Raw genomic sequence first — 25282 nt, forward strand, 5'->3', positions numbered from 1 at the left:
CATTTTGTCTACGGCCTGCGGACTGAGACACCGGACTTACACGGACAGAGCAACACCACGCCTGCCGGTTTCCCGGCAGGCGTGAAGTGGTCGAACTTGAAAAGACCGCTTCAGCGGTCGAAGACCGCTTCAGCGGTCGAAGACCGCCAGACTTTCGACGTGGGCGGTGTGCGGGAACATGTTCACCGCGCTCGCTGCAGTGCAGCGATAGCCGGCCACGTTGACGAGCAAGCCGGCATCGCGCGCCAGCGTTGCCGGGTTGCAGCTGACATAGACGATGCGCTTCGGAGGTGCCCAGCCCGGCGCGAGCGACGGATCCTGGGCAATGTCCGCCACCGCCTTGGCCAGCGCAAAGGCACCTTCACGCGGCGGGTCGATGAGCCAGCGGTCCGCTGTCCCGTCCAACGCCAGCAGTTCAGGCGTCATCTCGAACAGGTTGCGCGCGACGAAACTCGCCTTGTGCGCCAGACCGTTCAGCGCCGCGTTCTCGCGCGAGCGTTGTACCAGCGTTTCGCTGCCCTCGATGCCCAGCACCTCGCGCGCCTTGGTGGCCAAGGGCAGCGTGAAATTGCCCAGGCCGCAGAACCAGTCGATGACCCGGTCATCCGGCTCGACGGCCAACAGGCGCAGCGCGCGGCCGACCAGTGTGGCGTTGATGTGCGGATTGACCTGGGTGAAGTCGGTCGGCTTGAAGGGCATGGTCACGCCGAACTCGGGCAGGCGGTAGGCCAGTTGCGGCCCGCCTTCGTCGAGCAGCTTGACCGTGTCCGGCCCCTTGGGCTGCAGCCACCACTGCACGCCGTGCTTCGCGCCAAACTCGCGCAGCAGCGCGATGTCACCGTCCGGCAGCGGGTTCAGGTGACGCAGAACCAGCGCGATGACCTCGTCGCCCATGGCCAGTTCGATCTGCGGCAGGCGGTCGCGTTCGGCCATGCTGGCAATCAGCTCGCGCATCGGCATCAGCAGGTCGCTGACGACCTTGGGCACGACCTTGCAGACCTGCATGTCGGCCACATAGCGGCTCTTGCGCTCGTGAAAGCCGATCAGAACGACGCCCTTCTTCTGCACATAGCGCACCGAGAAGCGCGCCCGGTAGCGGTAGCCCCAGGTTGGCCCCTCGATGGGCCGCAGCAACACTTCGGGCTTCACCTTGCCGAGATGCCAGAGCTGGTCCTCCACCACGCGCTGTTTCACCGCCACCTGGGCGCCGGCCTGCAGATGCTGCATCTTGCAGCCGCCGCAGGCGCCCGCGTGAAGGCCGAAGTGCGGGCAGCCCGGCGTCACGCGCAGCGAGCTTTCCTTCTTGATCTCGGTGAGCTGGCCCTGCTCCCAGTTGTTCTTGCGGCGCGAGATCTGTGCTTTCACGATTTCGCCCGGCAAGGCGCCGTCGATGAAGACCACCTTGCCCTCGGCGTTGTGCGCCACGCCCTGCGCCTCAAGTTCGATGCTTTCGACCTTGAGCCATTCCGTCGTCTGATTCATAGGGCCGGGATTATCCCGGCTCAATATCAGACGCTCAGAAGATCGAGTCCCGATCCACGCCGTGGCGCATCATGTTGCGCTTGAGCTTGGCCAGCGCCTCGATCTGGATCTGGCGGATGCGCTCGCGCGTCAGCTTGAGGCGAATGGCCAGCACGTCCAGCGTCTCCGGTTCGCGGTCCGACAGGCCGTAGCGGCCCGACAGCACCTCGCGCTCACGGTCGTTGAGGCTGGCCAACCCGTGCTGCAGCAACTCCTCGACCTCGTGCGACAGGCGCAGGCCCATCGGGTCGATGGCCTGGTCGTCGGCGACCAGATCCAGCATGGATTCGCCGCCCTCGCCATTGCGGTCCACCGGCGAATCCAGCGAACTCGGCAACTCGGCATAGGCCAGCAACTCGGCCACCTCGTCGACCGGTCGGCCCAGGGCCTGGGCCACGTCCTCGGCACGCACGCGTCCTTCAGCGCCGTTGGCACTCTGCAGCGCCTCGAGCGCGCGGCGCGCCTTCAGCACCTGATTGAGCTCGCGCACGATGTGCACCGGCAGCCGCACCAGGCGGGCCTGGTGCATCAGCGCGCGCTCGATGCTCTGGCGTATCCACCAGCTCGAATAGGTGGAGAAGCGAAACCCACGTTCGGGCTCGAATTTGCCAATGGCATGCATCAGGCCGAGATTGCCTTCCTCGATGAGGTCGCTCATCGGCAAGCCCCGGCCCAGGTAGTTCTTGGCGATGCTGACAACCAGGCGCAGGTTGTGCTCGATCATGGCTTGGCGGGCATCGAAATCACCCGCTCGCGCCGCCTGGGCCGTGTCGAACTCCTGCTGAGGGGTCAGCAGCGGTGTGCGGCGAATGTCGCGCAGATAGGCCTGCAGCGCATTGCCGAGCTCGACCTCGTCGCCGCCATTTCGCAGTGCCCGGCCGTCTTCTTCGCTGACGTCCGAGGCCGGTTCGGCATCACCACCGCCTGCGTTCAGCGCAGACAACAAGACAGCCGGCTCGCTGCCATTGCCGCCATGTCCGTTGAGCTTGGGCGCAGCGCGTTTCATGACGTGATCGCTGGCCCGATGCATGATGGTTGGCTGGCCGGCTTCTCAGCGCGGCGGCAGCAGCTTGGCCGGATCGACGGGCTTGCCGAGCTTGCGCACTTCAAAGTGCAACTTGACGGTGTCGCTCTCGGTGGAACCCATCTCGGCAATCCTCTGACCCTTGCGTACGATTTGGTCCTGCTCGACCAGCATGGCCCGGTTGTGGGCATACGCTGTCAGGTAGGTGCTGTTGTGCTTGATGATGACCAAGTTGCCGTAGCCGCGCAACCCCGAACCAGCGTAAACAACGCGTCCATCGGCGACAGCCAGCACCGGGTCGCCCGGCTTACCTGCAAAGTCCAGCCCCTTGTTGCGTTGCTCGTCAAAACCGGCGCTGATGGGTTGCGCCACCGGCCAGCCCCAGGCCATGCTGTCGTCTTCCGACGCAGCCGGTGTGGAGTTGCCGGTGGATGAAGCCGTCGGTGCACTCGCGGCAGCGACCGGCGGCTTGGCGTCCAGCGGCCGCGACTCGACCTTGGCCGTGCTCGCAATGGGCTTGGCCGTCACAGCGCTGGGGTCGACACCTGGGGGCACGACGCGCAGCACCTGCCCCACCTCGATGCGGTTCGGGTTCTCCAGGCTGTTCCATTTGGCCACGTCCCGCCAGCTCTGGCCATTGTCCAGCGCGATGCGGATCAGCGCGTCACCCGGCTTGACGGTGTAGTAACCGGCCCTGCCGGCGTTTTCGGCGCCCGGCAGCGGCGGCTTGGCATCCGGCGCGGAAGCCGCCGATGCGGCGGGCGGCGGCGCCACCGCGGCCGTGGCGGGCTGCGGGTTGCGGTCCTCGACCGGTGCGGCACGATGCAACGACGTGCCGCAGGCGCTGAGCAGCAGCGAGGTGGTGATGGCAGTGAATAAAAGGCGCAGGCTTGAGGGCATCGTGTGGCTAGAGCACGTTGGAAGGCCGACCCGATTGTGTGGCGCGGTGCGCCGACGGCCCCGTCAGAGGACGCCGGATTTTAGGGGGACGAACAGCACGGCTTCATGCTCGTTGCGCACCCAGCGGCTGACGCCCGCTTCGACGACATGGTCGAGCACCACCAGCACCTGGCCGCGGCCACTGGCCGCCGTCGGGGCGATGAGGCGCCCCCCGGGGGCGAGTTGATCCGTCCAGGCGACGGGAATGTCCTCGCCGCCAGCCGCTGCGATGATGCAGTCGAAAGGCCCGCTGGCTGCGTGGCCCAGGCGACCATCACCCCAGATGAGGCGCGGCACGCGCGGCAGGCCCACGCGCTGCAGATTGAGCTTGGCCTTGTCATGCAGGCCCTGCAGGCGCTCGATGGAGGTGAGCTGTCGCGCCAGCAGCGCGATGACGGCGGCCTGGTAGCCACAACCCGTGCCGATTTCCAGCACGCGGCCCAGCGACCCGCGCTGGCGCGCCCCCGCGCCGGCCATCAGCAGGCCCAGCATGTGAGCGACCACCGAGGGCTTGGAAATGGTCTGGCCATGGCCGATGGGCAGGGCCGTGTCTTCGTAGGCCTGGGCCGCCAGCGCGCTGTCGACGAATTCATGACGCGGCACGGTGGCCATCGCGGCGAGCACATGCTCGTCGAACTTCCCCTCGGCGCGGAGCCGATCGACCATGCGCTGGCGCACGGCGCCGCTGTCCAGCCCCGTTCCGCTGGGGCGGGCCAACCGGGCCGCGTCCCGCGTCGCCTGGTGCAGATGGCGCTGCGGCATCAGCAGCTCACGCTGCGATGACGTGGCCGACTTCAGGCTGGCCGGGAAGCGCTTGGGAGTTGACATGCCGTCTACAGGCCCAGACGCTGCGCCCAGGCGCCGAGAGACGAATGCTCAGTCAGGTCCACCTGCAGCGGCGTGATCGACACCTGGCCGTTGGCGGTCGCATGGAAGTCGGTACCCTCACCAGCATCGCGTGCGTCGCCGGCCGGGCCGATCCAGTAGATGGTCTCGCCGCGTGGGTTGATCTGCTCGATGATGCCCTCGCTGGCATGGCGCCGGCCCAAGCGCGTGATCTTGCGCGGCAGCGTGTCGGCATCGGCCCGGTTCGGAATGTTGACGTTGAGCAGGAAGCCCTGGCTGAGGCCGCCGGCAATGACCTGCTCGACGACACTGCGCGCCGTGCGCGCCGCGGCTTCCAGCTCGACCCAGCCCTTCTCGGCTTGCGAGAAGGCGATGGACGGGATGCCAAACAGATAGCCCTCGGTGGCCGCAGCGACGGTGCCGGAGTACAGCGTGTCGTCACCCATGTTGGCGCCATTGTTGATGCCCGAAAGCACCAGGTCGGGCCGGTAGCCCAGCAGGCCGGTCAGCGCGAGGTGAACGCCGTCCGACGGCGTGCCGCTGACGTAGCGGAAGCCGTTGCTGGCGCGGTAAACATTCAGGGGCCGGTTCAGCGTCAGCGAGTTGGAAGTGCCGCTGGCGTTCTGCTCCGGAGCGATGACCTCGATCTCGCCCAGGCCTTCACAAGCTTTGACGAGGGCCTCGAGGCCCGGTGCAAGGTAACCGTCGTCGTTGGAAATCAAGATGCGCATGAGGGCCAATTGTAGGGACGGCGTCACCTGCGAGACCGGGTGTAACCCAGTGGATTTCTATCATTCGCCCTTCACCCAAGAGGAGACGACGATGAAGGCATGGCTCTGCGAGAACCCGGTGGGCGTGGAAGCGCTGCAATGGCGCGAACTGCCTGCACCGGCCCTGCCTGCCGGCCATTTGCGCGTGCAGATCAAGGCGGCCAGCCTGAATTTTCCTGACCTGCTCATCGTGCAGAACAAGTACCAGATGAAGCCGCCCCTGCCCTTCGTGCCGGGCACTGAATTCTCGGGCGTGGTCGCCGAAATGGGCGAAGGCGTCAAGGGCTTTGCCTTGGGTCAGCGCGTGGCGGCCTTCGGCGGCCTGGGCGGCTTCGCGACCGAAGTCTGCATCCCGGCCATGCTGGCCATGCCGCTGCCCGAAGCTTTCAGTTTCGAGGACGCTGCGGCCTTCATCTGCACCTATGCCACCAGCCACCACGCGCTGATGGACCGCGCTGCCCTGAAGGCCGGCGAAACCGTGCTCATACTCGGCGCGGCCGGTGGCGTCGGCACTGCGGCCATCCAGATCGCCAAAGCCGCCGGCGCTCGCGTCATTGCCGCCACCGGCAGTGACGCGAAATGCCAGGCCTGCCTGGCCCTGGGCGCCGACGCGACCATCAACTACGCAACGCAGAACCTGCGCGACGAACTGAAGGCCCTGACCGAGGGCAAGGGTCCCGACGTCATCTACGACCCGGTCGGCGGCGATCTGGCCGAAGCGGCCTTTCGCTCCATCGCCTGGCGCGGCCGCTACCTCGTCATCGGGTTTGCGCAGGGCCAGATCCCGGCGCTGCCGCTGAACCTGGCACTGCTCAAGGGCGCGTCTCTGGTCGGCGTGTTCTGGGGCGAATTCGCCAAACGCGAACCTCGGCATAACGCCACGATGCTGGGAGAGTTGGCGGGCTGGTATGCCGCGGGCAAGATCAAACCGGTGCTGGACCGGGTGCTGCCGATGGAGGAATTGCCCGCCGCCTTCGCGCGCATGGCGGCCCGCGAGGTGGTCGGCAAGTTAGTTCTTACCAATTCGTGAAGCCTGAACCGGGGGCTTGGGCTAGGGCGATCCACAGGAGCTTCTAGGGGGCGGTGCGCTACATTCTCGACGGTCGAATCGACAGCCGCTGCCCGCCACGCGCCATGACCGTCAAAGTTCTCATCATCGAAGACAACCCCGTTGCCCGCAGCTTCCTGTGCCGCGTGGTGCGAGAGAGCTTCAGCGACGCGATGGAGCTCACCGAAGTCGGTGACCTCGAGAACGCCCGCCGGCAGGTGGCCAAGCTTTCAGGCGGCAACCCGGAAATCGGCTTCAAGCTCATCCTCGTCGACCTGGAACTGCCTGACGGCAACGGCATGGAGTTCCTCACCGAGCTGGCCGGTTCGCCGGCCATCAAGATCGTCACGACCCTTTACTCGGACGACGACCATCTGTTCCCGGCCCTGCAGTGCGGCGCCGATGGCTACCTGCTGAAGGAAGACCGCTTCGAGGTGCTGGTGGAAGAGCTGCAGCGCATCGTGCGCGGCCAGCCGCCACTGTCGCCGGCTATCGCGCGTCGCCTGCTGTCGCATTTCCGCCCCGGCTCCAGTGACAGCGGCACCATGCCGCTGAATTCGGGCTTCGGCTCGCTGTCGTCCTCGCACGCGGGTTTTTCCAACAGCCGCAGCGTCGCTCTGGACCCGCCCCCCGAATGGGAACGCCTGACGCCGCGCGAAAGCGAAGTGCTGACCTATCTGAGCAAGGGCTTCACGATCAAGGAGATCGCGAACCTGATGGGCATCAAGTGGTTTACCGTCAACGACCACATCAAGAGCATCTACAAGAAGCTCAACGTCTCCAGCCGCGCCGAAGCGGCGGTGCTGGCGTCAAAGCAGGGCCTGGTCTAACCAGCGCTGCATCAGCCGCTTGAGAGCGGCTCGCAATCCTTCCGACTCGCGCGCCATCACGGCGCGCAGTTCATTGGGCGTGATCGCGGCCTGCGACAGCTCGTCGATGTGGCCGATCAGCCATTGCTCGAAGCGCTCGGGCGCGACCTCCGGGTGGAACTGCAGTCCCAGGGCCCGGTCGTGCGGCGCGAACGCCTGGTGAGGGCAGGCGGCAGTCGCCGCCAGCGACAGCATCCCGGCAGGCAACTCGAACTGGTCGCCGTGCCAATGCAGCATGGGCTGGCCGCCCAGTTCGGCCAGCACGGTACCCTGCCCTGCCGCGGTCAGCGCCAGCGGCGCAAAGCCGATCTCCTTGACGCCCATCGGTTTCACGCGCGCGCCCAGGGCGCGGGCCATCAGCTGCGCGCCCAGGCAAATTCCGAGCAGCGGCTGACGCGAGTCCAGCCGCTGGCGGATCAGCCCGACCTCGTCGACCAGCCACGGGAAACTTTCCTCGTCCTCCACGCTGATCGGCCCGCCAAGCACCACGAGCAGGTCGACAGCATCGAGATCAACGGCGGCGGAGTCGTCGACGCCGGCCTCGTGATAACGCACCTCGAAACCACGCTCGCGCAGCATGGGTTCGATGAGGCCGAGGTCCTCGAAGGCGAGATGGCGCAGGGCGAGGGCGGTTTTCATGCGCGCCATCATCGCCTCCCGATCACGCTGCCGAGCGCAGTTTCACGACGGGGAAATCCACCGGCACGGCGAAGGCGACGTTCACATAGTTGGTGAACAGGTTCAGCGCCACATGGGCCAGGATCTCGACGATCTGGCCGTCGCCAAAACCTGCTGCGCGCAGCGCTGCGACGTCGGCATCACCTACTTGGCCGCGCCCCTCGACGAGCTGGAGCGCAAACCGCAGCGCAGCGGCCGCAGCCGGGTCGGCTGATTCACCGACCTGGGCCGCGCTCATTTCGCCAGACGTCGCGCCGGCCTTGCGGCCCAGGGCCGTGTGAGCGGCCAGACAGTATTCGCAGGCGTTGCGGTCGGCCACGGCGACAGCGATCTGCTCACCGAGTTTGGCCGGGATGGCCCCGCCGCCAAGAGCGCCAAAGAAGGACCACATGGCCTGCAGCGCTGCCGGAGAGTTGGCAACAGCGCGGAACATGTTCGGCGTTGCGCCGAAGGCGCCATGGATCGCATCCAGCGTCGCACGGCTGGCGGTGGGGGTGTCGATGGCAGAGACAAGAGGAACGCGGGAGGTCATGGTTTCGCCTTTCGAGGGCAGTGGATGAAGGTCTCCACTGTCGCTGTCAGGCGGGAACGATAGGTATCATTCCATCCAGCAATTCAACCCATTCGTCCCATGACCGACAGCTCGCCGCTGGACCGACTGAGCCCGTTGTTCGAACGCTTTCGCGTGCGCGCCAGTCTCTTCCACGCCGGGCCGCTGTGCGGCGTGACCCACTTCGATGCCCGGCCCGGCCGCGGTTTCCTGCATGTCATGCGCAACGGCGAGATGGAGATCAGGCACGCCACCGCGACCGGCCTCGTCGAGAGCCTGTGGGTGCGCGAACCCAGCCTGGTCTTCTATCCGCGTCCGCTGGCGCACGACTTCCACAACGCCCCCACCGAGGGCTCGGACTTCGTCTGCGCCACGCTGGATTTCGAGGCCGGCCACCCGCTCGTGCAGGCGCTGCCGCCGCTGGTCGTGCTGCCACTGGCGCAGGTGCAGGGTATTGACGCGACGCTGAAGCTGCTGTTCGGCGAATCGGAGCGCGTGCGCTGTGGTCAACGCCTGCTGGCAGACCGGTTGTTCGAGGTGCTGCTGCTGCAACTGCTGCGCTGGATGCTGGACCAGCGTGACGCGGCCTTGCCCTTGGGGCTGATGCGCGGCCTGGCGGACCCGCGCCTGGCCTGCGCGCTGACGGCCCTGCATCGCCAGCCGGGCCAGGCATGGAGCCTGGCAGCCATGGCGGCCGAGGCTGGCATGTCACGCAGCCGCTTTGCCGAGGCGTTTCGCGACGCCCTGGGCCAGACGCCCGCCGACTATCTCGCCGACTGGCGCCTGGCCATTGCCCGCGCCGAACTGCGCGCCGGCAAGTCATTGAAGACGCTGGCGGCCGAGCTGGGCTATGCGAACGCTTCGGCCCTGAGCCGGTTGTTCGCGCTGCGGCATGCGGGCGTGTCGCCGCGGGCCTGGCTTCAACAGCACGGGTAGTAAAGTGCCGCAAATGCATCGCGCCGGTCGCTTCGCCCTGCTCTGCCTGCTGCTCGTGCTGCTGCCCCTGCGCAGCCTGCTCGCGGCCGGCCAGCTGGGCTGCGAGCCGGTGCCGGTGCCCACGCAAGAGCAACACGCCGGCCATGACCACCAGGGCATGCATGGCGACGCCCACGACCACGCGGCCAAGCCCTGCAAGCTCTGCGCGCCCTGTTGCCTGGCCGCCGCGCCGCCGCCCGTGCTGACGCTGGACGCGGCGCCTGCCGCACCGGCCTTGCGCGTGGCCCAGGCGCCGGCCGAGCCCTGGGCTGGCGTCGTGCCGCCGCTGCCCGACCCGCCTCCCAGGGGCTGAGCTTCCCTTCGCTGCTGTTACTGCCGCTGTTCCCGCCGCTGCAAAGCGCGGCGGGCGTCTTCGCACCGCCCCGAGAGGCCCTGCATGCATTCCCTTCCCTTCGCCCGCACCTGCGGGCTCGCGCTGCTGACTGCGCTGGCTGGCTGCGCCACCGCGCCACCCGACAGCATCGCCCCCGTCTCCAGGCTGACCGAACCGCACACCGCCCAGCCACTGTCGGCCACCCTGCCCTCTGCTGATCAGATTGCCCAGCGACTGCGAGAACCGCTGACGGCCGATGCTGCCGTGCAGCTCGCGCTGCAGAACAATCGCGGGTTGCAGGCGCGGCTGGCGCGCCTGGGCGTCACTGCTGCCGAGGTTGATGCGGCCGGCCGCCTGCCCAACCCGGGCTTTCGCTTCAGCCGCCTGACGCGCGGCAGCGAGGTTGAGCTGGAGCGTGGCTGGCACATCGACCTTGCGCGCCTGCTGACCCTGCCCCTGATGCGCGCCGCCGAGCAGCGCCGCCTGCAGGCCGAGCAGCAGCAGGCCGCCGCCGACACGCTAGCCTTGGCCGCCGACACACGCCGCGCCTGGGTGCGCGCCGTCGCGGCCGAGGAAGCACTGGCCTATCGCCGCCAGGTGCTGGAAGCCGCCGAGGCGGGCGCGGAACTCGCGCGCCGCATGCAGGCCGCCGGCAACTTCAATGCTTTGGCGCGGGCCCGCGAGCAGGGCTTCGAGGCGGATGCCCGACTCGCCTTGGCACGCGCCGAGGCGCAGCGCCTCGCCGCACGCGAACGCCTCGTGCGCCTGCTCAGCCTGGAGGACGGCAGCGCGCTGCGCCTGCCCGAGCGCCTGCCCGAGCTGCCAGCCACGCCGAGAGAGCAGGCTGGCGTCGAAGCGCAAGCCCTGGCTCAGCGCCTGGACGTGCAAGCGGCGCGGCTGACTCTGGAGCAATCCGCACGCCAGCTTGACCTGGCCCGAATGACGCGCTGGGTGTCGATGCTGGAGCTGGGCACGGTACGCAACTCGTCCAACGAACAGCCCACCCAACGCGGCTGGGAGGTGGCGCTGGAACTGCCGATCTTCGGCCCCGGCCCCCAACCGAAGGCTGAGGCGCTGGCCCGCGAAGCCGCACATGGGGCCGCGGATACGGCCATCCAGGCCCGGTCCGAAGCCCGCGAGGCATACGGCCTTTACCGCAGCGCCTTCGACGTCGCCCGCCAGCACCGGGACGAACTGCTACCGCTGGCCCGGCGCGTCTCCGGCGAACAGCTGCTGCGCTACAACGCCATGCTGATCGGCGTCTTCGAGCTCCTGGCCGATGCCCGCGCCCAGGTCGCAGCCGTCAACGCCACGCAGGAGGCGCTGCGCGACTTCTGGATCGCCCAGGCCGACCTCGACCAGGCCCTCGTCGGCCGTGTCACGCCGGCCCTGCCCCAGGCCGCCGCCACCGCACCCGCCGCGGCAACCCACTGAACCCCGAGGATCCCATGCTCAATCGACGCTCCCTGCTCGCTGGCACCTCGCTGGCCGCGGTGTCCACCGTGGCGCTCGCTGCCTTGCCCGAACCCGTCATCCAGACCTCGCCCGACACGCAAGCCCCTCTCGTGCCGCCCAATGGCCGCTCTTACAACCCCGTCGTCACGCTGAACGGCTGGACGGCGCCCTGGCGCATGAACGCCGGCGTCAAGGAATTCCACCTCGTCGCCGAGCCCGTCGTGCGCGAGATGGCACCGGGCTTCACGGCGCGCCTGTGGGGCTACAACGGCCAAAGCCCCGGCCCGACCATCGAGGTCGTCGAGGGCGACCGCGTGCGCATCTACGTGACCAACCGCCTGCCCGAACCCACCAGCATGCATTGGCACGGCCAGCGCCTGCCCAATGGCATGGACGGCGTGTCCGGCCTGACGCAGCCGCCGATCCCGCCGGGCAAGACCTGGGTATATGAATTCATCGCCCGCCGGCCGGGCACTTTCATGTACCACCCGCATGCCGACGAGATGGTGCAGATGGCCATGGGCATGATGGGCCTGTGGATCACGCATCCCAAGGCGAAGCACCCGCAGATCGCCGACGTGGACCGCGATTACGCCTTCCTGCTCAATGCCTATGACATCGAGCCCGGCAGCGCGACGCCGAAGGTGATGACCATGCTCGACTTCAACCTGTGGAGCTGGAACAGCCGCATCTTTCCGGGTATCGCGCCGCTCGTCGCGCGCCAGGGCGACCGCGTGCGCATCCGCATCGGCAACCTGACGATGACCAACCACCCCATGCACATCCATGGCCATGAGTTCGAGGTCACCGGCACCGATGGCGGCCCGGTGCCACGCACGGCGCGCTGGCCCGAAGTGACGACCGACATCGCGGTCGGTCAGATGCGCCAGATCGAGCTCATCGCCGACGAGGAAGGCGACTGGGCCTTCCACTGCCACAAGGCCCATCACACGATGAATGCGATGGGGCATGACGTGCCGACGATGCTGGGCGTGGATGCCAGCGACCTGGAGGCCAAGATCCGCAAGCTGGTGCCCGGCTACATGGCCATGGGCCATAGCGGCATGCACGAGATGACGGAGATGAGCATGCCGGGGCCGGAGAACACGGCGCCGATGATGGCCGGCGACGGTCCGTTTGGGGCGATCGCCATGGGCGGCATGTTCAGCATGCTCAAGGTCAGGCGCGGGCTGAAGCGGGGCGACTACAGCGACCCGGGTTGGTTCCAGCACCCGGCAGGCACTCTGGCGCGTGAGGTGGGTGAGGCGCCTCTTGCTGCCGAGGCACCCGGCTCGGCAGCTCCAGACGCCCGGGTGCAAGTGCAGGTGCGCAAGCCCGGCGGGCATCACCAACACTGACGGCGAGACGCATCGGCGCTTTTTGCGAGCCCTCGGCGGAGCGGATCGAAACACCGACAGGGCCCGCCTCACGCGTTCGCTGGCGCGGCATCCTCCGTCACGCTCCGGCAGTTGACGCGAAGGGCGGATTCAGACCCGGCGCTTAAGTGGTCTCGCGAATCTTGGTTGCACCAGCGCGCAGACCCGCCAGGAAGACGGCGCGCGGCGGCGGCGGCGGGTCCATTTCCCATCCTGACTGGTAGTCCTGCCAAGCGGCCTCTTCCGCTTCAGTAGCGCCGCCGCCATCGACGGCCACCCGGATCTCGCCGGTGAGTGCCGCGAGAAATCTCTTGATCAGGCTCACGGGCCCCTCCCCGAAATTTGTACCTTTTTATTGGGACAAAGCATCGCACGACTGGGCGTGTTCTGGAAACGTGGCGCAGGCAGCGTGACAGGTTTGCGACAGCTGCCGCAGACGCCAGCGCAAAAGCAAAAAGGCCAGTCCGATTGGACTGGCCTTGTGCTGGAGGAGAGGGGGGGATTCGAACCCCCGAGACGTTACCGTCCGCCTGATTTCGAGTCAGGTACATTCAACCACTCTGCCACCTCTCCGAATCTGGTGCGAGCTGAGCCCAGCATTATAGCCAGGCTTTTAAAGCTCAACCGCGCAGGGTGTCGGCACCGCCCAAGTAGGGGCGCAGTGCTTCTGGCACCGTGATGCTGCCATCGGCGTTTTGATAGTTCTCGAGGACGGCAACAAGTGTGCGCCCCACCGCCAGGCCTGAGCCATTGAGCGTGTGCACGAACTCGTTCTTGCCCTGCGCATTCTTGAAACGGGCCTGCATGCGACGGGCCTGGAAGGCGCCCATGTTCGAGCAGGAGCTGATTTCGCGGAAGGTGTTCTGCGCCGGCAGCCAGACCTCGAGGTCATAGGTCTTGGTCGAGCCGAAACCCATGTCGCCGCTGCACAGCAGCAGGGTGCGATAAGGCAAGCCGAGCTTTTGCAGCACGGCCTCGGCGTGGCCCGTCATTTCTTCCAGCGCCGCCATGCTGTTCTCGGGCAGCTCGATGCGCACCATTTCGACCTTGTCGAACTGGTGCTGGCGGATCAGGCCGCGCGTGTCGCGGCCGGCGGAACCGGCCTCCGAGCGGAAGCAGGGGCTGTGTGCCGTCAGCTTGACGGGCAGGTCCTCAGGCTTGAGCACGCTCTCGCGCACAGTGTTGGTCAGCGAGATCTCCGACGTCGAGATCAGGTACTGCTCGATCTGCTCGTCATCGCCACCGCGCAGCACCCAGAACATGTCCTCCTTGAACTTGGGCAGCTGGCCGGTGCCTTCCAGGATCTCGCGGTTGACGATGTAGGGCGTGTAGCACTCGGTATAGCCGTGCTCGGTCGTCTGCAAATCGAGCATGAACTGGGCAAGCGCGCGGTGCAGGCGGGCGGCCGGGCCCTTCAGGAAGGCAAAGCGCGAGCCCGACAGTTTGGCGCCCATCTCGAAGTCCAGGCCCAGCGGCGCACCCAGGTCGACGTGGTCCTTCACGTCGAAGTCGAAAGTGCGCGGGGTGCCCCAGCGCCGCACTTCGACATTGCCGGTTTCGTCCGCACCCGCAGGCACGCTGGCGTCGGGCAGGTTGGGCACGCCCATCAGCATCTGGTTCAGCTCGACCTGGATGGCGTCCAGCCGCTCGGCCCCGGCCTTCAGCTCGTCGGCAATGCTGCCCACCTCGGTCATCAGCGCCGAGGCGTCTTCGCCCTTGCCCTTGGCCATGCCGATCTGCTTGGACAGGGCATTGCGGCGGGCCTGCAGCTCCTCGGTGCGCACCTGCACCGAGCGGCGTTCGCCTTCGAGCGCCTTGAAGCGCTCCACGTCAAGGAAGGTCTGCGGGTTCTTGCGCGCATTCAGGCGCTCGATGACGGCATCGAGGTCCTTGCGCAGCTGGGTGATGTCGAGCATGGGAATCCTTCAGGAATCGAATACGAAAGCGGCGCCGATGTCAGGCGCCGCCGGGAGCTGGGAGCACCGGCATCAAGATCGCGAGGAACTGACCTCGGCCATGGACTTGTCGCCCAGCCCCATCGGCAACGGGAAGCGAACATGCTCCTCCACGCCCGGCAGGCTACGCACCGTGGTGGCGCCCAGCGCGCGCAGGCGGTCAATGACGGCCTGCACCAGCACATCGGGCGCCGAGGCGCCGGCCGTCAGACCCACACGGGCCCGACCCTCCAGCCACTCGGCCTTCAGGTCTTCGGCGGCATCGACCATGTAGCCCGGCGTGCCCAGGCGCTCGGCCAGTTCGCGCAGACGGTTGCTGTTGGAACTGGTGGGGCTGCCGACAACGATGACGACGTCCACCTGGGGCGCCAGCACCTTGACGGCGTCCTGGCGGTTCTGCGTGGCGTAGCAGATGTCCTGCTGCTTGGGTTCGCGCACCTGGGGGAAGACGCGCTTCACCTCGGCCAGGATCTCGGCCGCGTCGTCCACGCTCAGCGTGGTTTGCGTGACGACGGCGAGCTTGCCCTGGTCACGCACCTGCACCTTGGCCACATCCTCGACCTCTTCGACAAGGAAGATGCCCTCGGACAGCTGGCCCATCGTGCCTTCGACCTCGGGGTGGCCCTTGTGGCCGATCATGATGAACTCGTAGCCCTCACGGTGCAGCTTGGCCACCTCCACGTGGACCTTGGTGACCAGCGGGCAGGTCGCGTCAAAGACCTGGAAGCCGCGCGCGGCGGCCTCACGGCGCACTTCCTGGCTGACGCCATGGGCGCTGAACACCAGCGTGGCGCCGGGCGGCACCTCGGCCAGGTCCTCGATGAAGATGGCGCCGCGGGACTTGAGGTCGTTGACGACGTAGGTGTTGTGGACGATTTCGTGGCGCACGTAGATCGGCGAGCCGAACTTCAGCAGCGCGCGCTCGACGATCTCGATGGCGCGGTCCACGCCGGCGCAAAAGCCGCGCGGTTCGGCCAGCACCACTTCCTGGGGATGCAAAACAGCGTTCATCAAAGCACCCCGATCACTTGGACTTCAAAGCTGACCGGCTGGCCAGCAAGCGGGTGGTTGAAGTCGAACAGCAGGGCTTCGTCGCCAAGTTCGCGAACGACGCCGGCATAGCCGCCCTGCCCGTCCGGGCCGGGGAATTGCACGACGTCACCGACGTTGTAGACCTCGTCCGGGTCGCCCAGCTGCCGCAGCAGTGACAGCTTCACGCGCTGCAACAGCTCGGGGTTGCGTTCGCCGAACGCTTCGCCGGGCGCCAGCGCGAAACGCTCATGCGCGCCCTCGGGCAGGCCGATGAGGCGCGCCTCGATGGCGGGCGACAGCTGGCCGGCACCGAGCGACAGCGTGGCGGGCTTGTCGTCAAAGGTGTTGACGATGTCGGCACCGTCCGGGCCCGAGAGCCGGTAATGCAAGGTCAGGAAGGACCCGGCCTGGATGGGGTTCATGCGAGGAGGAAAAAGAAAAGGGAACGCTTGGCTAGACTGGCGCTGATTTTATGTCGCTGACCCATCTGCCCCCTGAAGCCCGCCCGCGCGAGAAGCTGCTAGCCCGCGGCCCGCAGGCGCTGGCGGATGCCGAACTGCTGGCCTTGCTGCTGCGCACCGGCCTCCAGGGCTTGCCCGTGCTGCAGCTGGCGCAGAGCCTGCTGGACCGTTTTGGAGGCTGGGCGGGCCTGCTGGCGGCCAGCGTGCACGACCTCGGCAAAGTCAAGGGCCTGGGGCCCGCCAAACGCGCCGAGATTGCCGCCGTGCTGGAGATCGCGCGTCGCTCACTCAGGCAGCAACTGGCCGAGAAGCCGGCGCTGAATGACGTCGACACGGTCAAGACCTATCTGCGCCTGCATCTGGGCGCCCTGGGCCATGAGGTCTTCGCGGTGCTGTTCCTGGACGCGCAGTTGCGCCTGATCGCGATGGAAACGCTGTTCCATGGCTCGCTGACTCACACGACGGTGCACCCGCGCGAGGTCGTCAAGCGCGCGCTGGCCCTGGGCGCCGGTGCGGCCATCCTGGCCCACAACCACCCCAGCGGCGTGGCCGAGCCGTCGCGTGCCGATGAACTGCTGACCAAGCACCTGAGCCAGGCACTGGCCCTGGTGGACGTGCGCGTCGTCGATCATTTCATCGTCGGCGCAGACGAGGTGGTGTCCTTTGCCGAGCGGGGCCTGCTGTGATCATCAAGACGGTGCGCAGCCTCGCCGACCTGAAGCCGTTGGCTCGTGAGCTGGCCGCGGCGAGGCTAGCGGCCGAGATCGAACGGGAGCGTGTCGCTGCGGCCCTGCGGCTGGCCGAGCAGGAGCGGCGCGTCTTCGAGTTGACCGTCGGTCCCGTGACGCCGCTGCGCAGCATGGACCGCTTCATCCACGACCTGGAGCAGCCCGCGCCAGAACCGCGCCAGCGCGAAGCAGATGAGCGCGCGGTGCTGCTGCAGGCGCTGTCGGACGAGATCGACGTCGACACGCTGCTGGACACCGACGAGACACTGAGCTTTCGCCGCGAAGGCATCAGCCTCGAGACGGTGCGCAAGCTGCGCCGCGGCCACTGGGCGCTGCAGGCCCAACTGGACCTGCATGGCCTGCGCCGCGACGCGGCCCGTGAGGCCCTTGGGCAATTTATTCACGAGAGCGCCCGGCGTGGCCTGCGCTGCGTGCGCGTCGTGCACGGCAAGGGGCATGGCTCGCCCGGCCGCGAGCCTGTGCTCAAAGGCCGCGTGCGGCGCTGGTTGGTGCAGAAAAGCGAGGTGCTGGCCTTCGTGCAGGCACGCGCCAGCGACGGCGGGGCAGGGGCACTGATCGTGCTGCTGAGCGGAACGGCCTGACGCGCTGCTGACGGTGAATAACACCGAGCTGTCGCGTCGCACGCCTGACACGAGGTGCAACGCCATTGACCGACGCCGTTAGCCCGGAGTAGTCTGGGCTCAAGCCGCCATCAGCGCGACATCCGGTTTCCCAGCCCCAACGAGGAGAGCCCATGTCCCTTACCTTTTCCGATCGTGCGCCCCAGCCCAAGAGCTATCTGGGCATCGGTCTGGTTGTCGCCCTGCATCTGGCCGGGATCTACGCGCTGAGCGTCGGCCTCATCAAATCGCCACCCAGGCCGCCTGAAATCATCACGCTGAAGCCGCTGCCGCCTGACGTCGACCGCGAGCCACCACCCCCTGAGCCCCGGCCTGTTGTGAAGCCAACGCTGCAAGACCCGCAGCGCATCCTCGTGCCGCCGCCGGACATCAACATCGCCGCAACACAGGAACCACCGCTGATCAGCACAGCAGTCGCTCCCAAGGATCCGGGGCCGGTGATCACCACGCCAGGCTCGACGCAGGTCGCGACGCTGCCTCAGGTCGGCACGAAACCGCAAGTGCAGGCCCCTGGTGCCGTCTGCTCCGTGATGCCTCGCCCCGACGTCCCCGTGGTGAACTGGAGCGGCGAAGCCGTGCTGCAGGTCATCGCCACGGTGCGTGGTGGCCGCGTGGTCGGCAGCGATTTCCGTGTGATGCAGGGCGCCCTGGACAGCAAGACCAAGCGCTCACTGCAGCGCTCGGTCGAATCCGCCCTCGCCGGCTATCAATGCCAGGGCGACGCGACCTTCCAGCAGGACTTCGCGTTCAGGCTGGATTAAACGTTTCTCATCCAGTCGGCCGTGCCCGCAAAGGACTCGGCCAGCCGGGCCTGCAGGGCCGGGTCCATCCCGGTCTCCTGCATGGCCTGGGCCATGCAGGCCAGCCATTCATCGCGTTCGGCGATACCGATGCGAAACGGCATGTGGCGCGCCTTCAGCCGCGGGTGGCCGAAGCGGCTGATGTAGTGGTCCGGGCCACCGAGCCAGCCGCACAGGAACCAGAACAGCTTGTCGCGTGCTGCGTCCAGCGAATCTCCATGCGCCGCGCGCAGCCGCGCATAGGCCGGCTCCAGGTCCATCAGGTCGTAGAAGCGGTCGACGAGCTCACGCACGCGAGCCTCGCCGCCTGCCCATTCGAAGGCGGTGGTTGGGGTCTGATCAGCCAAGGAGCTTGGAGGCCAATGCCTTGATGGCCTGGGCTGCGTCGCAGCCGGGATAGTGCTCCAGCATCAGTTGCCGCTTGAGCACCGCCTGGCGCACGGCCTGGTCGGACTTGACCTCGCCATAGAGCTCGAGCCGGAAGTTCTGGCCCGGTACCGGGCCGACGAAGCGCTGCAGCACCTGCTGCAACTGGCCGCAGATCAGCTTGCCCTCGCCAACACGATTGGCCTGGTTGACGAGCAAGCCCACATGGCGGCGGTCCTGTTGCGTGGCAAGCACCTTGATGGTCGCGTAGGCGTCGGTCAGCGAGGTGGGCTCGGGCGTGGCGACGACGAGGACGTCGGTAGCCAGCGAGATAGCGAACAGCACGACATCCGAAATGCCGGCACCGGTATCCAGCAGCACCCAGTCGAAGCGCGGCTTGACAAGGTCGATGATGTGCAGCAGCTTGTCGCGCACCTCGGGTGTCAGGCGCGAATACTCGACCATGCCCGAGCCGGCCAGCAGCACGGAGAAGCCGCCTGGCGCCGGCAGGATGGCTTGCTCCAGCGTGGCCTTTTCGGTGAAGACGTCGTGCAGCGTCAGCTTGGGGTGCAGGTTCAGCACCACGTCGAGATTGGCCAGCCCCAGGTCGGCGTCAAGTACCAGCACCTTCTGGCCTCGTGCTGCCAGTGCCGCGGCGAGGTTGGCGGTGACGAAGGTCTTGCCGACGCCGCCCTTGCCACTCGTGACGGCAAGGGTGCGGGCGCCAGCGCGCGTCGGGCGGGCCGCAGTGGACGGGGAAGCAGCAGGATCGGAGGTCGAAGTCATTCGGAAACCTCCGTGCTACGCACTGCGGTGCGAGCCCTTTCGGGCGGCCGTGCAGGTCTCATATCGTGTCCTGTTGCGTTTCGAGATTCAGGGAGGCGAACAACATGCCCTTTTCTTCGGCGCTGACCAGGGAGTCGATCTGGGGTTCGAGGCAGGCGCGGTTGCGGCCCTCGGCCTTGGCGCGGTAGAGCTGGCGGTCGGCCCGCTCCGTCCAAAGCAACGGTGATGAGCGCACCCACTGCGGCGCGAAGGCGCCGCCCAGGCTGACGGTGACGCTGAGCATCTGGCCCGGGCCGACCTCGATGGCGAGTTCAGAGACGCGCTCGCGCACGCGTTCGGCCACGGCCAGGCCCACGTGCGAGGCACAGTTGGGCAGGATGATGGCGAACTCCTCGCCGCCCACACGGGCGACGAGATCCATGGGCCGCACGGTCTGCTCGACGGCGCGGGCCACGGCACGGATGACTTGGTCGCCCGCGCCATGGCCGTGGGTGTCGTTGACGGCTTTGAAGTGGTCGATGTCCAGCATCAGCAGCAGCGCGCCCTCACCCGAGCGCGCGACGCGGTCGACTTCGCGGGCCAGCGCCATCTCGAAACTGCGGCGATTGACGAGACCGGTCAGCGCATCCCGGCTGGAAAGGTCGCACAGCGCGTCAAGCACCGCTTGCAGCCAGGCGGCACTCATCGGTGCCTCGTCTGGAAGCAGCGCACCGGCCTGCTGCAGCAATTGCAGGGCCTGATCCAGAACGAGCACTTCGGCGTCGATCAGGTGGTTGGCGGGCAGGCGTTGTTCCAAAGGGCTGTGGCTGTGTGGGCGAATGGGTGGATTGTGGTTTCAGGGCAGTCTAGCAGCGGCCCCCGCGCGCCCAGGTCGTGAAACAGGCACGTTCCTGGAGGCTGTTTGCACTATGCTGGACCGGCCCAGGGGCTGCAAAACGGCCCTGCGGTGCAGAATCGGCGCGCCACGCCAGAACTGCTGCGAGCACCAACAAATCTGAATTTCGACATGCCCGCACCCGACCTCGCCTCCGGCACGGACTCCCTCGACCACGAATTCAGCTTCAGCAAGGCCGACTTCGACCGTGTGCGTGAACTGATCTACAAGCACGCCGGCATCAGCCTGCATGACGGCAAACATGCGATGGTCTACAGCCGGCTGTCTCGCCGCCTGCGTGAGACCGGGCACAAGAGCTTCGGCAGCTATCTGCAGTGGCTGGAGGCCTCGACCGGCCCGTCGGGTGCCGCGGAATGGCAGGAGTTCGTCAACTGCCTGACGACCAACCTGACCTCCTTCTTCCGCGAAGAGCATCACTTCCACGCGCTGAAGGACGACCTCAAGCCCTATGCCGGCAAGCAAGTCCGCATCTGGTGCTGCGCCGCATCCACCGGCGAAGAGCCCTATTCCATCCTGATGACCTGCAGCGAGGCCCTGGGACCCAGCGCCTCGGTGCAACTCGTGTCCAGCGATATCGACACCAACGTGCTGGCCACGGCCAAGCGCGGCGTCTACAACGCCGACGCACGCGGCCTGGACGCGACGCGGCTGAAGACCTTTTTCATGCGCGGCACAGGTGCCAACTCCGGCAAGATCCGCGTCAAGCCAGAACTGCAGCGCTGGGTCGAGTTCCGCTCGCTGAACCTGATGGACGCGCAGTGGCAACTGGGTGATCCCTTTCACATGGTGTTCTGCCGCAACGTGATGATCTATTTCGATGCACCCACCCAGCGCAAGGTGCTGGAGCGCATCCACCGTGTCATGCGCCCGGGAGGGCTGCTTTTCGTCGGGCATTCGGAGAACTTCACCGAAGCCCGCGACCTGTTCAAGCTGCGCGGCAAAACCATTTACGAACGGGTCTGACCATGAGCACCCCTTTTGCCTCGCCACCCACCGTCGGCCTCGGCAACCCGGTCGCAGTGGCCAAGGTCAACCACCTCAAGGCCCAGCCGCGCAAGCAGGGTGAGGCCTCGTTCTTCTTCTACGACGCGCATTTCAAGGACGCTGCCGTCAAGATCCTGCCGGGCGAGTACTTCGTCGACCAGGAAGACCTGCTCGTCATGACGACGCTGGGCTCCTGCATCGCCGCCTGCCTGTGGGACCGCGTCGCCAGGGTCGGCGGCATGAACCACTTCATGCTGCCCGAGGGCAATGGCGACTCGGGCCGCTACGGCTCCTTCGCGATGGAACTGCTCATCAACGAGATGATGAAGCGCGGTGCCAGCAAGGCGCGCATGGAAGCCAAGATCTTCGGCGGCGGCGCCGTCATCTCGGGCATGAACTCGCTCAACGTCGGCGAGCGCAACACCAATTTCGTCATCGACTTCCTGAAGCTGGAGCGCATCCCCATCGTGTCCAAGGACGTGATGGACGTCTACCCGCGCAAGGTCTGCTTCCTGCCGGCCAGCGGCAAGGCGATGGTCAAGCGCCTGGCAGCGACGAATACCGACGCGTTGGTCCAGCAGGACCGAGCAGCCATTCAAAAGGTGCAGCCGGTCGCCAGCAGCGGCGGCTCCATCGACTTGTTCTAGGAGGCCGCCGATGGCCAAGACCAAAGTCGTGGTGGTGGACGACTCAGCGCTGGTGCGCTCCATCCTCACCGAGATCATCAACCGGCAGTCCGACATGGAATGCATCGGCGCGGCCGCCGACCCGCTCGTCGCGCGCGAGATGATCCGCAACCTCAACCCTGACGTCATCACGCTGGACGTCGAGATGCCGCGCATGGATGGCCTCGATTTCCTGTCTCGCCTGATGCGGCTGCGGCCAATGCCGGTGGTGATGGTGTCCACGCTGACCGAGCGCGGTGCCGAAGTCACGCTGAAGGCGCTGGAGCTGGGTGCGATCGACTTCGTCGCCAAGCCCAAGATCGGCGTAGCCGATGGCATCCGCCAACTGGCCCAGGACATCACCGACAAGATCCGCATCGCCTCCAAGGCCCACATCCGCCGCGCGCCACCGCCGCCCGCGCCGGGCGCTGCCGCGCCGGCCCCGGTGAAGGCCGTCACGATGGCCAGCCTCGGCAGGGCCTCGACCGAAAAGATCATCTTCATCGGCGCCTCCACCGGCGGCACCGAGGCCACCAAGGACGTGCTGATCAACCTGCCCGCCGACAGCCCGGCCGTCGTCATCACCCAGCACATGCCGCCCGGCTTCACCAAGAGCTATGCGGCGCGGCTGGACGGCCTGTGCAAGATCCGCGTCAAGGAAGCCCAGGACGGCGAGCGCATCCTGCCCGGCCACGGCTACATCGCCCCGGGGGGCCTGCACCTGACCGTGGAGCGCAGCGGCGCCAACTACATCGCTCGCGTTCAGGACGGCGAACCCATCAACCGCCACAAGCCCTCGGTCGAGGCGCTGTTCCTGTCGGCAGCCAAGGTGGTCGGGCCGAACGCCATCGGCATCATGCTGACCGGCATGGGCGCCGATGGCGCCAGGGCCATGAAGGTCATGAAGGACGCTGGCGCCTACAACTACTGCCAGGACGAGGCCAGCTGCGTCGTCTTCGGCATGCCGCGCGAGGCCATCGCGGCCGGCGCGGCAGACGAGGTGCTGCCGCTGAACCAGATCGCGGCCAAGGTGCTGGAGCGGCTGCGGGCCACGTCGGGCATCTCGTTGAACCGCGTCTAGCGGCGCGTCAAGTGGCTCAGCGCCTACCGGCGCTGGCCGGCGCTTCGGCCTTGGCCAGCAGCATCGGACGGTGACGCGCGACGACCACGGGGTCGGCCGGGAAGACCGGCTTGAAGCCGTCCAGCGATTTCGGGCTGGCCGGCACCCAGGCCGTCTGCAGCGGCCGTTCGGCCTTGCCGGTCACGATGACGCGGTTCGAGCGCTCTGCAGCCGCTTCCTTCAGTTCGGCATTCGAATCCGTGAACGCCCGGGCACCGGTCGTGGCGAGCACGAGGACGGCGGCAAATGAGGCAAAAGCAATCCAGCGGGGCAGAGTGGTCATGGCGGGTCTCCTTCAAGTGCTGGTTATGCTATGCATCCAGAGCTTCGCCACGAAGCGCTTATTTCTTCACTGATTGGTTGGATTGGCTTACCAGATGGCCTCACTCGACCGTTTTCCCCTTCACTACCTCGCCGCCTTTCGCGCCGCGGCCCAGACAGAGAACCTGCGTGCTGCGGCCGAGAGCCTGCACCTGACGCACAGCGCAGTCAGCCAGCAGATCCGCGGGCTGGAAGCTCAGCTCGGCTTTGAGCTGTTCACGCGCCAGGGCCGGCGGCTGACCCTGAACCCTGCCGGACAGGCGCTGCAGCGCGGCGTGACGCAGGTGTTCGCCGCCCTGCAGGCGGGCCTGCTGGCCGCCGCGCAGGCGCACGGCAGCGCCGCGCAGACCTTGCGCGTCACCGCCCTGCCCTCGTTCGCGCAGCGTTGGCTGCTGCCCCGCCTGCCGCGCTGGCAAGCGCTGCAGCCCTGCATCACGCTGGACCTGCATTCATCCCAGCAGGTGGTGGACCTGGAACGCGAGGGGTTTCACATCGGCCTGCGCATCGGCCGCGGCGGCTGGCCCGGGCTGATCTGCGAGCCGCTCTTTCACTCGCCGCACATCGTCGTCGCCGCGCCGCTGCTTGCCCAGCGCCTGGTGGGCGCGCCGCCGGAGCTGCTGACGCAGCAGCCGCTGATGGGCGATGCGGACCTGTGGCGGCAGTGGTTTGCCGAGGTGGGCCACAAGGGCACGGTGCCAACGCCGGTGGCGACCTTCAATGACGCCGCCATGCTGGGGCAGGCTGCCGAACAAGGTATGGGCGTGGCGTTGACCCGCGAACTGTTTGCCGCCGACGCCCTGCTGGATGGGCGGCTCGTGCGGCTGTCGGCCCACGCCGTTGACGACGACGCCACGCGCGACTACCAGGTCGTCTACCCCGAAGCGCTGCGGGACGACCCGGCGGTGCGCATCTTCTGCGACTGGCTGCACGCTGAGGTCGCCGCCCTGCAGCAAAGGCTCAAAGAAACAGCTGCTGCAGATCGCTGAGGAAATCGAAACCGCGCTCGGTGGGCTGAATGCGCGCCTTGTCATCCGTCAGCATGCCGCGCCCACGCGCCGTCTCCAAACCCTTGGCGATGCTTGAAACCGGCAAGCCCGTGCGTTCGAGGAACTGCGTCAGCGTGACGCCTTCCTTCAACCGCAGCGCATTCAGCATGAACTCGAATGGCAGGTCCTTGCGCGCCACCTCATGCTCGTTGCTGACCTTGTTGACCTGCGCCACGAAGGCAGCCGGCTCACGCCACCGCACCTGGCGCAGCACGCGGTTGGGGAAGCTCAGTTTGCTGTGCGCACCGGCACCGATGCCGAGGTAGTCGCCAAACTGCCAGTAATTCAGGTTGTGCAGGCAGCGATGGCCCTCGCGGGCATAGGCCGAGACCTCATAACGTGACAGGCCGATGGCGCCGGTACGCGCCGTGATCAGGTCCAGCATGTCGCTGGCGAGATCCGGGTCGGGCAGATGCTCGGGTGTGCGCGTCGCGAACACCGTATTGGGCTCGATGGTCAGGTGATAGATGGACAGGTGCGGCGGATTGAAGCTCAACGCCTCATCGAGCTCACGTGACAGGTCGTCCAGCGTCTGGCCGGGCAGCGCATACATCAGGTCGAGGTTGAAGGTCTCGAAGGCCGCTGCGGCCTCGGTGAGGGCCTCGCGCGCCTGGGTCGCGCTGTGCACGCGGCCCAGCGTCTTCAGCTGCGTGTCGTCGAAGCTCTGCACGCCGACCGACAGCCGCGTGACGCCGGCCTGGCGGAAGCCCTTGAAACGCTCGCGCTCGAAGGTGCCGGGGTTGGCCTCCAGCGTGATCTCGCAGCCCGGCTCCAGCGGCAGCCGAGCGCGGATGTCCGAAATCAGCTGGGCGATCTGCTCGGGGTTGAACAGGCTGGGCGTGCCGCCACCAATGAAGATGCTGATGACATGGCGGCCCCAGATCAGCGGCAGCGCGGCTTCGAGATCAGCCCGCAGCGCTGCGAGATAGGCCTCGGCCGTGTCGATGGCCAGTGCGCCGTCCTTGACCTCGTGCGAGTTGAAGTCGCAGTAGGGACATTTGCGCAGGCACCAGGGCAGGTGCACGTAGAGAGCGAGCGGGGGCAGCGCGGGCAGTTGCAGCGTGCCCGGACGCATCAGGTTCAACAGTTCAGCCATG

General features: G+C 67.1%; 29 protein-coding genes and 1 tRNA gene. 13 read left to right on the forward strand and 17 right to left on the reverse strand.

Annotation, left to right across the window (positions count from 1 at the left end):
- Positions 1-129: 129 nt before the first annotated feature.
- The 5 genes from rlmD to surE all read right to left on the reverse strand — a co-directional run bounded on the left by rlmD (position 130) and on the right by surE (position 5061).
- The gene (gene rlmD / locus ASC95_RS23560; RefSeq protein ID WP_057300102.1) at positions 130-1482 is read right to left on the reverse strand and encodes a 23S rRNA (uracil(1939)-C(5))-methyltransferase RlmD; all 1353 of its coding nucleotides are present in this window, start codon (positions 1480-1482) and stop codon (positions 130-132) included.
- Positions 1483-1516: 34 nt separating this feature from the next.
- On the reverse strand, positions 1517-2527 hold the full coding sequence (rpoS, locus tag ASC95_RS23565; protein ID WP_082568040.1) for an RNA polymerase sigma factor RpoS: 1011 nt from the start codon (positions 2525-2527) through the stop codon (positions 1517-1519).
- 45 nt (positions 2528-2572) lie between these two features.
- A complete protein-coding gene (locus tag ASC95_RS23570) occupies positions 2573-3445 on the reverse strand; it encodes a peptidoglycan DD-metalloendopeptidase family protein (RefSeq protein ID WP_057300103.1) in 873 nt (290 codons plus the stop codon).
- A gap of 63 nt (positions 3446-3508) precedes the next feature.
- Complete coding sequence (locus tag ASC95_RS23575; protein ID WP_057300104.1) at positions 3509-4312, reverse strand: protein-L-isoaspartate(D-aspartate) O-methyltransferase; 804 nt, start codon at positions 4310-4312, stop codon at positions 3509-3511.
- A gap of 5 nt (positions 4313-4317) precedes the next feature.
- On the reverse strand, positions 4318-5061 hold the full coding sequence (surE, locus tag ASC95_RS23580; protein WP_057300105.1) for a 5'/3'-nucleotidase SurE: 744 nt from the start codon (positions 5059-5061) through the stop codon (positions 4318-4320).
- Between the two features lie 91 nt (positions 5062-5152).
- Here surE and ASC95_RS23585 point away from each other — a divergent pair, with 91 nt between their 5' ends.
- Positions 5153-6130: an NADPH:quinone oxidoreductase family protein gene (locus ASC95_RS23585; protein WP_057300106.1), complete on the forward strand. Its 978-nt coding sequence runs from the start codon at positions 5153-5155 to the stop codon at positions 6128-6130.
- A 104-nt stretch (positions 6131-6234) separates the two neighbouring features.
- Positions 6235-6978, forward strand: coding sequence for a response regulator transcription factor (locus ASC95_RS23590; RefSeq protein ID WP_057300107.1), 744 nt, complete (start codon positions 6235-6237; stop codon positions 6976-6978).
- Here ASC95_RS23590 and ASC95_RS23595 read toward each other — a convergent pair.
- Together ASC95_RS23595 and ASC95_RS23600 are read right to left on the reverse strand one after the other, a co-directional pair.
- A complete protein-coding gene (locus ASC95_RS23595; protein WP_057300484.1) occupies positions 6958-7656 on the reverse strand; it encodes a glutamine amidotransferase in 699 nt (232 codons plus the stop codon). The two genes, ASC95_RS23590 and ASC95_RS23595, sit on opposite strands and share 21 nt — an antisense overlap.
- 22 nt (positions 7657-7678) lie before the next feature.
- On the reverse strand, positions 7679-8227 hold the full coding sequence (locus tag ASC95_RS23600; RefSeq protein WP_057300108.1) for a carboxymuconolactone decarboxylase family protein: 549 nt from the start codon (positions 8225-8227) through the stop codon (positions 7679-7681).
- Positions 8228-8326: 99 nt separating this feature from the next.
- Between ASC95_RS23600 and ASC95_RS23605 the strand changes: the two genes are divergently transcribed.
- The 4 genes from ASC95_RS23605 (at position 8327) to ASC95_RS23620 (ending at position 12367) form a co-directional block, all read left to right on the forward strand.
- Complete coding sequence (locus tag ASC95_RS23605; RefSeq protein WP_057300109.1) at positions 8327-9181, forward strand: AraC family transcriptional regulator; 855 nt, start codon at positions 8327-8329, stop codon at positions 9179-9181.
- A 13-nt stretch (positions 9182-9194) separates the two neighbouring features.
- Positions 9195-9533: a hypothetical protein gene (locus tag ASC95_RS23610; protein ID WP_057300110.1), complete on the forward strand. Its 339-nt coding sequence runs from the start codon at positions 9195-9197 to the stop codon at positions 9531-9533.
- A gap of 84 nt (positions 9534-9617) precedes the next feature.
- Entirely contained in the window at positions 9618-10988 is a 1371-nt protein-coding gene (locus tag ASC95_RS23615; RefSeq protein WP_057300111.1) for a TolC family protein, read from the forward strand.
- 14 nt (positions 10989-11002) lie between these two features.
- On the forward strand, positions 11003-12367 hold the full coding sequence (locus tag ASC95_RS23620; RefSeq protein WP_057300112.1) for a multicopper oxidase family protein: 1365 nt from the start codon (positions 11003-11005) through the stop codon (positions 12365-12367).
- Positions 12368-12509: 142 nt separating this feature from the next.
- Here the strand turns inward: ASC95_RS23620 and ASC95_RS23625 are convergent, their stop codons facing one another.
- The 5 genes from ASC95_RS23625 to ASC95_RS23645 form a co-directional block, all read right to left on the reverse strand.
- Positions 12510-12710 carry a hypothetical protein gene (locus ASC95_RS23625; RefSeq protein WP_057300113.1) on the reverse strand — a complete coding sequence of 67 codons (201 nt, stop codon included), beginning with the start codon at positions 12708-12710 and terminating at the stop codon, positions 12510-12512.
- Between the two features lie 160 nt (positions 12711-12870).
- Positions 12871-12958, reverse strand: a tRNA-Ser gene (locus ASC95_RS23630).
- Positions 12959-13005: 47 nt separating this feature from the next.
- Positions 13006-14301 carry a serine--tRNA ligase gene (gene serS, locus ASC95_RS23635; RefSeq protein WP_057300114.1) on the reverse strand — a complete coding sequence of 432 codons (1296 nt, stop codon included), beginning with the start codon at positions 14299-14301 and terminating at the stop codon, positions 13006-13008.
- Positions 14302-14373: 72 nt separating this feature from the next.
- Entirely contained in the window at positions 14374-15351 is a 978-nt protein-coding gene (gene ispH, locus ASC95_RS23640) for a 4-hydroxy-3-methylbut-2-enyl diphosphate reductase (RefSeq protein WP_057300115.1), read from the reverse strand.
- Entirely contained in the window at positions 15351-15794 is a 444-nt protein-coding gene (locus ASC95_RS23645) for a peptidylprolyl isomerase (protein ID WP_057300116.1), read from the reverse strand. The genes ispH and ASC95_RS23645 overlap by 1 nt, the downstream gene beginning before the upstream one ends.
- A gap of 50 nt (positions 15795-15844) precedes the next feature.
- On the opposite strand from ASC95_RS23645, the gene radC reads away from it, so the two are divergent.
- From radC to ASC95_RS23660, 3 genes are all read left to right on the forward strand, one after another.
- A complete protein-coding gene (gene radC, locus ASC95_RS23650; protein WP_057300117.1) occupies positions 15845-16519 on the forward strand; it encodes a DNA repair protein RadC in 675 nt (224 codons plus the stop codon).
- Positions 16519-17163 (forward strand): Smr/MutS family protein, encoded by a 645-nt coding sequence (locus ASC95_RS23655; protein ID WP_057300485.1) that lies wholly within the window; start codon positions 16519-16521, stop codon positions 17161-17163. The genes radC and ASC95_RS23655 overlap by 1 nt, the downstream gene beginning before the upstream one ends.
- Positions 17164-17315: 152 nt before the next feature.
- Positions 17316-17963 (forward strand): hypothetical protein, encoded by a 648-nt coding sequence (locus ASC95_RS23660; protein WP_057300118.1) that lies wholly within the window; start codon positions 17316-17318, stop codon positions 17961-17963.
- On the opposite strand, the gene ASC95_RS23665 is transcribed toward ASC95_RS23660, so the two are convergent.
- The 3 genes from ASC95_RS23665 to ASC95_RS23675 are packed head-to-tail and all read right to left on the reverse strand — an operon-like array spanning position 17960 to position 19950.
- A complete protein-coding gene (locus tag ASC95_RS23665) occupies positions 17960-18349 on the reverse strand; it encodes a group II truncated hemoglobin (RefSeq protein ID WP_057300119.1) in 390 nt (129 codons plus the stop codon). The two genes, ASC95_RS23660 and ASC95_RS23665, sit on opposite strands and share 4 nt — an antisense overlap.
- A complete protein-coding gene (locus tag ASC95_RS23670) occupies positions 18342-19154 on the reverse strand; it encodes a MinD/ParA family protein (protein WP_057300120.1) in 813 nt (270 codons plus the stop codon). The genes ASC95_RS23665 and ASC95_RS23670 overlap by 8 nt, the downstream gene beginning before the upstream one ends.
- Positions 19155-19212: 58 nt before the next feature.
- Complete coding sequence (locus tag ASC95_RS23675) at positions 19213-19950, reverse strand: GGDEF domain-containing protein (protein ID WP_235538026.1); 738 nt, start codon at positions 19948-19950, stop codon at positions 19213-19215.
- Between the two features lie 210 nt (positions 19951-20160).
- On the opposite strand from ASC95_RS23675, the gene ASC95_RS23680 reads away from it, so the two are divergent.
- Genes ASC95_RS23680 through ASC95_RS23690 form a run of 3 tightly spaced genes read left to right on the forward strand, consistent with a single transcriptional unit; the run spans position 20161 to position 22779 of the window.
- Positions 20161-21012, forward strand: coding sequence for a CheR family methyltransferase (locus ASC95_RS23680; protein ID WP_057300121.1), 852 nt, complete (start codon positions 20161-20163; stop codon positions 21010-21012).
- Positions 21013-21014: 2 nt separating this feature from the next.
- Positions 21015-21680, forward strand: coding sequence for a chemoreceptor glutamine deamidase CheD (gene cheD / locus ASC95_RS23685; protein WP_057300122.1), 666 nt, complete (start codon positions 21015-21017; stop codon positions 21678-21680).
- Between the two features lie 10 nt (positions 21681-21690).
- Positions 21691-22779 (forward strand): chemotaxis response regulator protein-glutamate methylesterase, encoded by a 1089-nt coding sequence (locus tag ASC95_RS23690; RefSeq protein WP_057300123.1) that lies wholly within the window; start codon positions 21691-21693, stop codon positions 22777-22779.
- A gap of 16 nt (positions 22780-22795) precedes the next feature.
- Here the strand turns inward: ASC95_RS23690 and ASC95_RS23695 are convergent, their stop codons facing one another.
- Positions 22796-23101 carry a hypothetical protein gene (locus ASC95_RS23695; RefSeq protein ID WP_057300124.1) on the reverse strand — a complete coding sequence of 102 codons (306 nt, stop codon included), beginning with the start codon at positions 23099-23101 and terminating at the stop codon, positions 22796-22798.
- Positions 23102-23195: 94 nt separating this feature from the next.
- On the opposite strand from ASC95_RS23695, the gene ASC95_RS23700 reads away from it, so the two are divergent.
- Positions 23196-24125, forward strand: a complete 930-nt coding sequence (locus tag ASC95_RS23700; protein WP_057300125.1) for a LysR substrate-binding domain-containing protein — start codon at positions 23196-23198, stop codon at positions 24123-24125.
- On the opposite strand, the gene hemW is transcribed toward ASC95_RS23700, so the two are convergent.
- A complete protein-coding gene (gene hemW / locus ASC95_RS23705) occupies positions 24097-25281 on the reverse strand; it encodes a radical SAM family heme chaperone HemW (RefSeq protein ID WP_057300126.1) in 1185 nt (394 codons plus the stop codon). The genes ASC95_RS23700 and hemW overlap by 29 nt on opposite strands.
- Position 25282: the final 1 nt, after the last annotated feature.

Source organism: Pelomonas sp. Root1217 (assembly GCF_001425705.1).
GTDB lineage: Bacteria > Pseudomonadota > Gammaproteobacteria > Burkholderiales > Burkholderiaceae_C > Pelomonas.

Bases quoted from the DNA above. Each gene is read 5' to 3' on its own strand.
- cheD (WP_057300122.1), top strand. From the start codon at position 21,015: ATGAGCACCCCTTTTGCCTCGCCACCCACCGTCGGCCTCGGCAACCCG.
- rlmD (WP_057300102.1), bottom strand. From the start codon at position 1,482: ATGAATCAGACGACGGAATGGCTCAAGGTCGAAAGCATCGAACTTGAG.
- ASC95_RS23680 (WP_057300121.1), top strand. From the start codon at position 20,161: ATGCCCGCACCCGACCTCGCCTCCGGCACGGACTCCCTCGACCACGAA.
- ASC95_RS23645 (WP_057300116.1), bottom strand. From the start codon at position 15,794: ATGAACCCCATCCAGGCCGGGTCCTTCCTGACCTTGCATTACCGGCTC.
- ASC95_RS23595 (WP_057300484.1), bottom strand. From the start codon at position 7,656: ATGAAAACCGCCCTCGCCCTGCGCCATCTCGCCTTCGAGGACCTCGGC.
- ASC95_RS23610 (WP_057300110.1), top strand. From the start codon at position 9,195: ATGCATCGCGCCGGTCGCTTCGCCCTGCTCTGCCTGCTGCTCGTGCTG.
- ASC95_RS23695 (WP_057300124.1), bottom strand. From the start codon at position 23,101: ATGACCACTCTGCCCCGCTGGATTGCTTTTGCCTCATTTGCCGCCGTC.
- ASC95_RS23590 (WP_057300107.1), top strand. From the start codon at position 6,235: ATGACCGTCAAAGTTCTCATCATCGAAGACAACCCCGTTGCCCGCAGC.
- ASC95_RS23615 (WP_057300111.1), top strand. From the start codon at position 9,618: ATGCATTCCCTTCCCTTCGCCCGCACCTGCGGGCTCGCGCTGCTGACT.
- ASC95_RS23570 (WP_057300103.1), bottom strand. From the start codon at position 3,445: ATGCCCTCAAGCCTGCGCCTTTTATTCACTGCCATCACCACCTCGCTG.
- ispH (WP_057300115.1), bottom strand. From the start codon at position 15,351: ATGAACGCTGTTTTGCATCCCCAGGAAGTGGTGCTGGCCGAACCGCGC.
- ASC95_RS23670 (WP_057300120.1), bottom strand. From the start codon at position 19,154: ATGACTTCGACCTCCGATCCTGCTGCTTCCCCGTCCACTGCGGCCCGC.
- ASC95_RS23660 (WP_057300118.1), top strand. From the start codon at position 17,316: ATGTCCCTTACCTTTTCCGATCGTGCGCCCCAGCCCAAGAGCTATCTG.
- ASC95_RS23605 (WP_057300109.1), top strand. From the start codon at position 8,327: ATGACCGACAGCTCGCCGCTGGACCGACTGAGCCCGTTGTTCGAACGC.
- ASC95_RS23620 (WP_057300112.1), top strand. From the start codon at position 11,003: ATGCTCAATCGACGCTCCCTGCTCGCTGGCACCTCGCTGGCCGCGGTG.
- surE (WP_057300105.1), bottom strand. From the start codon at position 5,061: ATGCGCATCTTGATTTCCAACGACGACGGTTACCTTGCACCGGGCCTC.
- radC (WP_057300117.1), top strand. From the start codon at position 15,845: ATGTCGCTGACCCATCTGCCCCCTGAAGCCCGCCCGCGCGAGAAGCTG.
- ASC95_RS23600 (WP_057300108.1), bottom strand. From the start codon at position 8,227: ATGACCTCCCGCGTTCCTCTTGTCTCTGCCATCGACACCCCCACCGCC.
- ASC95_RS23700 (WP_057300125.1), top strand. From the start codon at position 23,196: ATGGCCTCACTCGACCGTTTTCCCCTTCACTACCTCGCCGCCTTTCGC.
- serS (WP_057300114.1), bottom strand. From the start codon at position 14,301: ATGCTCGACATCACCCAGCTGCGCAAGGACCTCGATGCCGTCATCGAG.
- ASC95_RS23585 (WP_057300106.1), top strand. From the start codon at position 5,153: ATGAAGGCATGGCTCTGCGAGAACCCGGTGGGCGTGGAAGCGCTGCAA.
- hemW (WP_057300126.1), bottom strand. From the start codon at position 25,281: ATGGCTGAACTGTTGAACCTGATGCGTCCGGGCACGCTGCAACTGCCC.
- rpoS (WP_082568040.1), bottom strand. From the start codon at position 2,527: ATGAAACGCGCTGCGCCCAAGCTCAACGGACATGGCGGCAATGGCAGC.
- ASC95_RS23690 (WP_057300123.1), top strand. From the start codon at position 21,691: ATGGCCAAGACCAAAGTCGTGGTGGTGGACGACTCAGCGCTGGTGCGC.
- ASC95_RS23575 (WP_057300104.1), bottom strand. From the start codon at position 4,312: ATGTCAACTCCCAAGCGCTTCCCGGCCAGCCTGAAGTCGGCCACGTCA.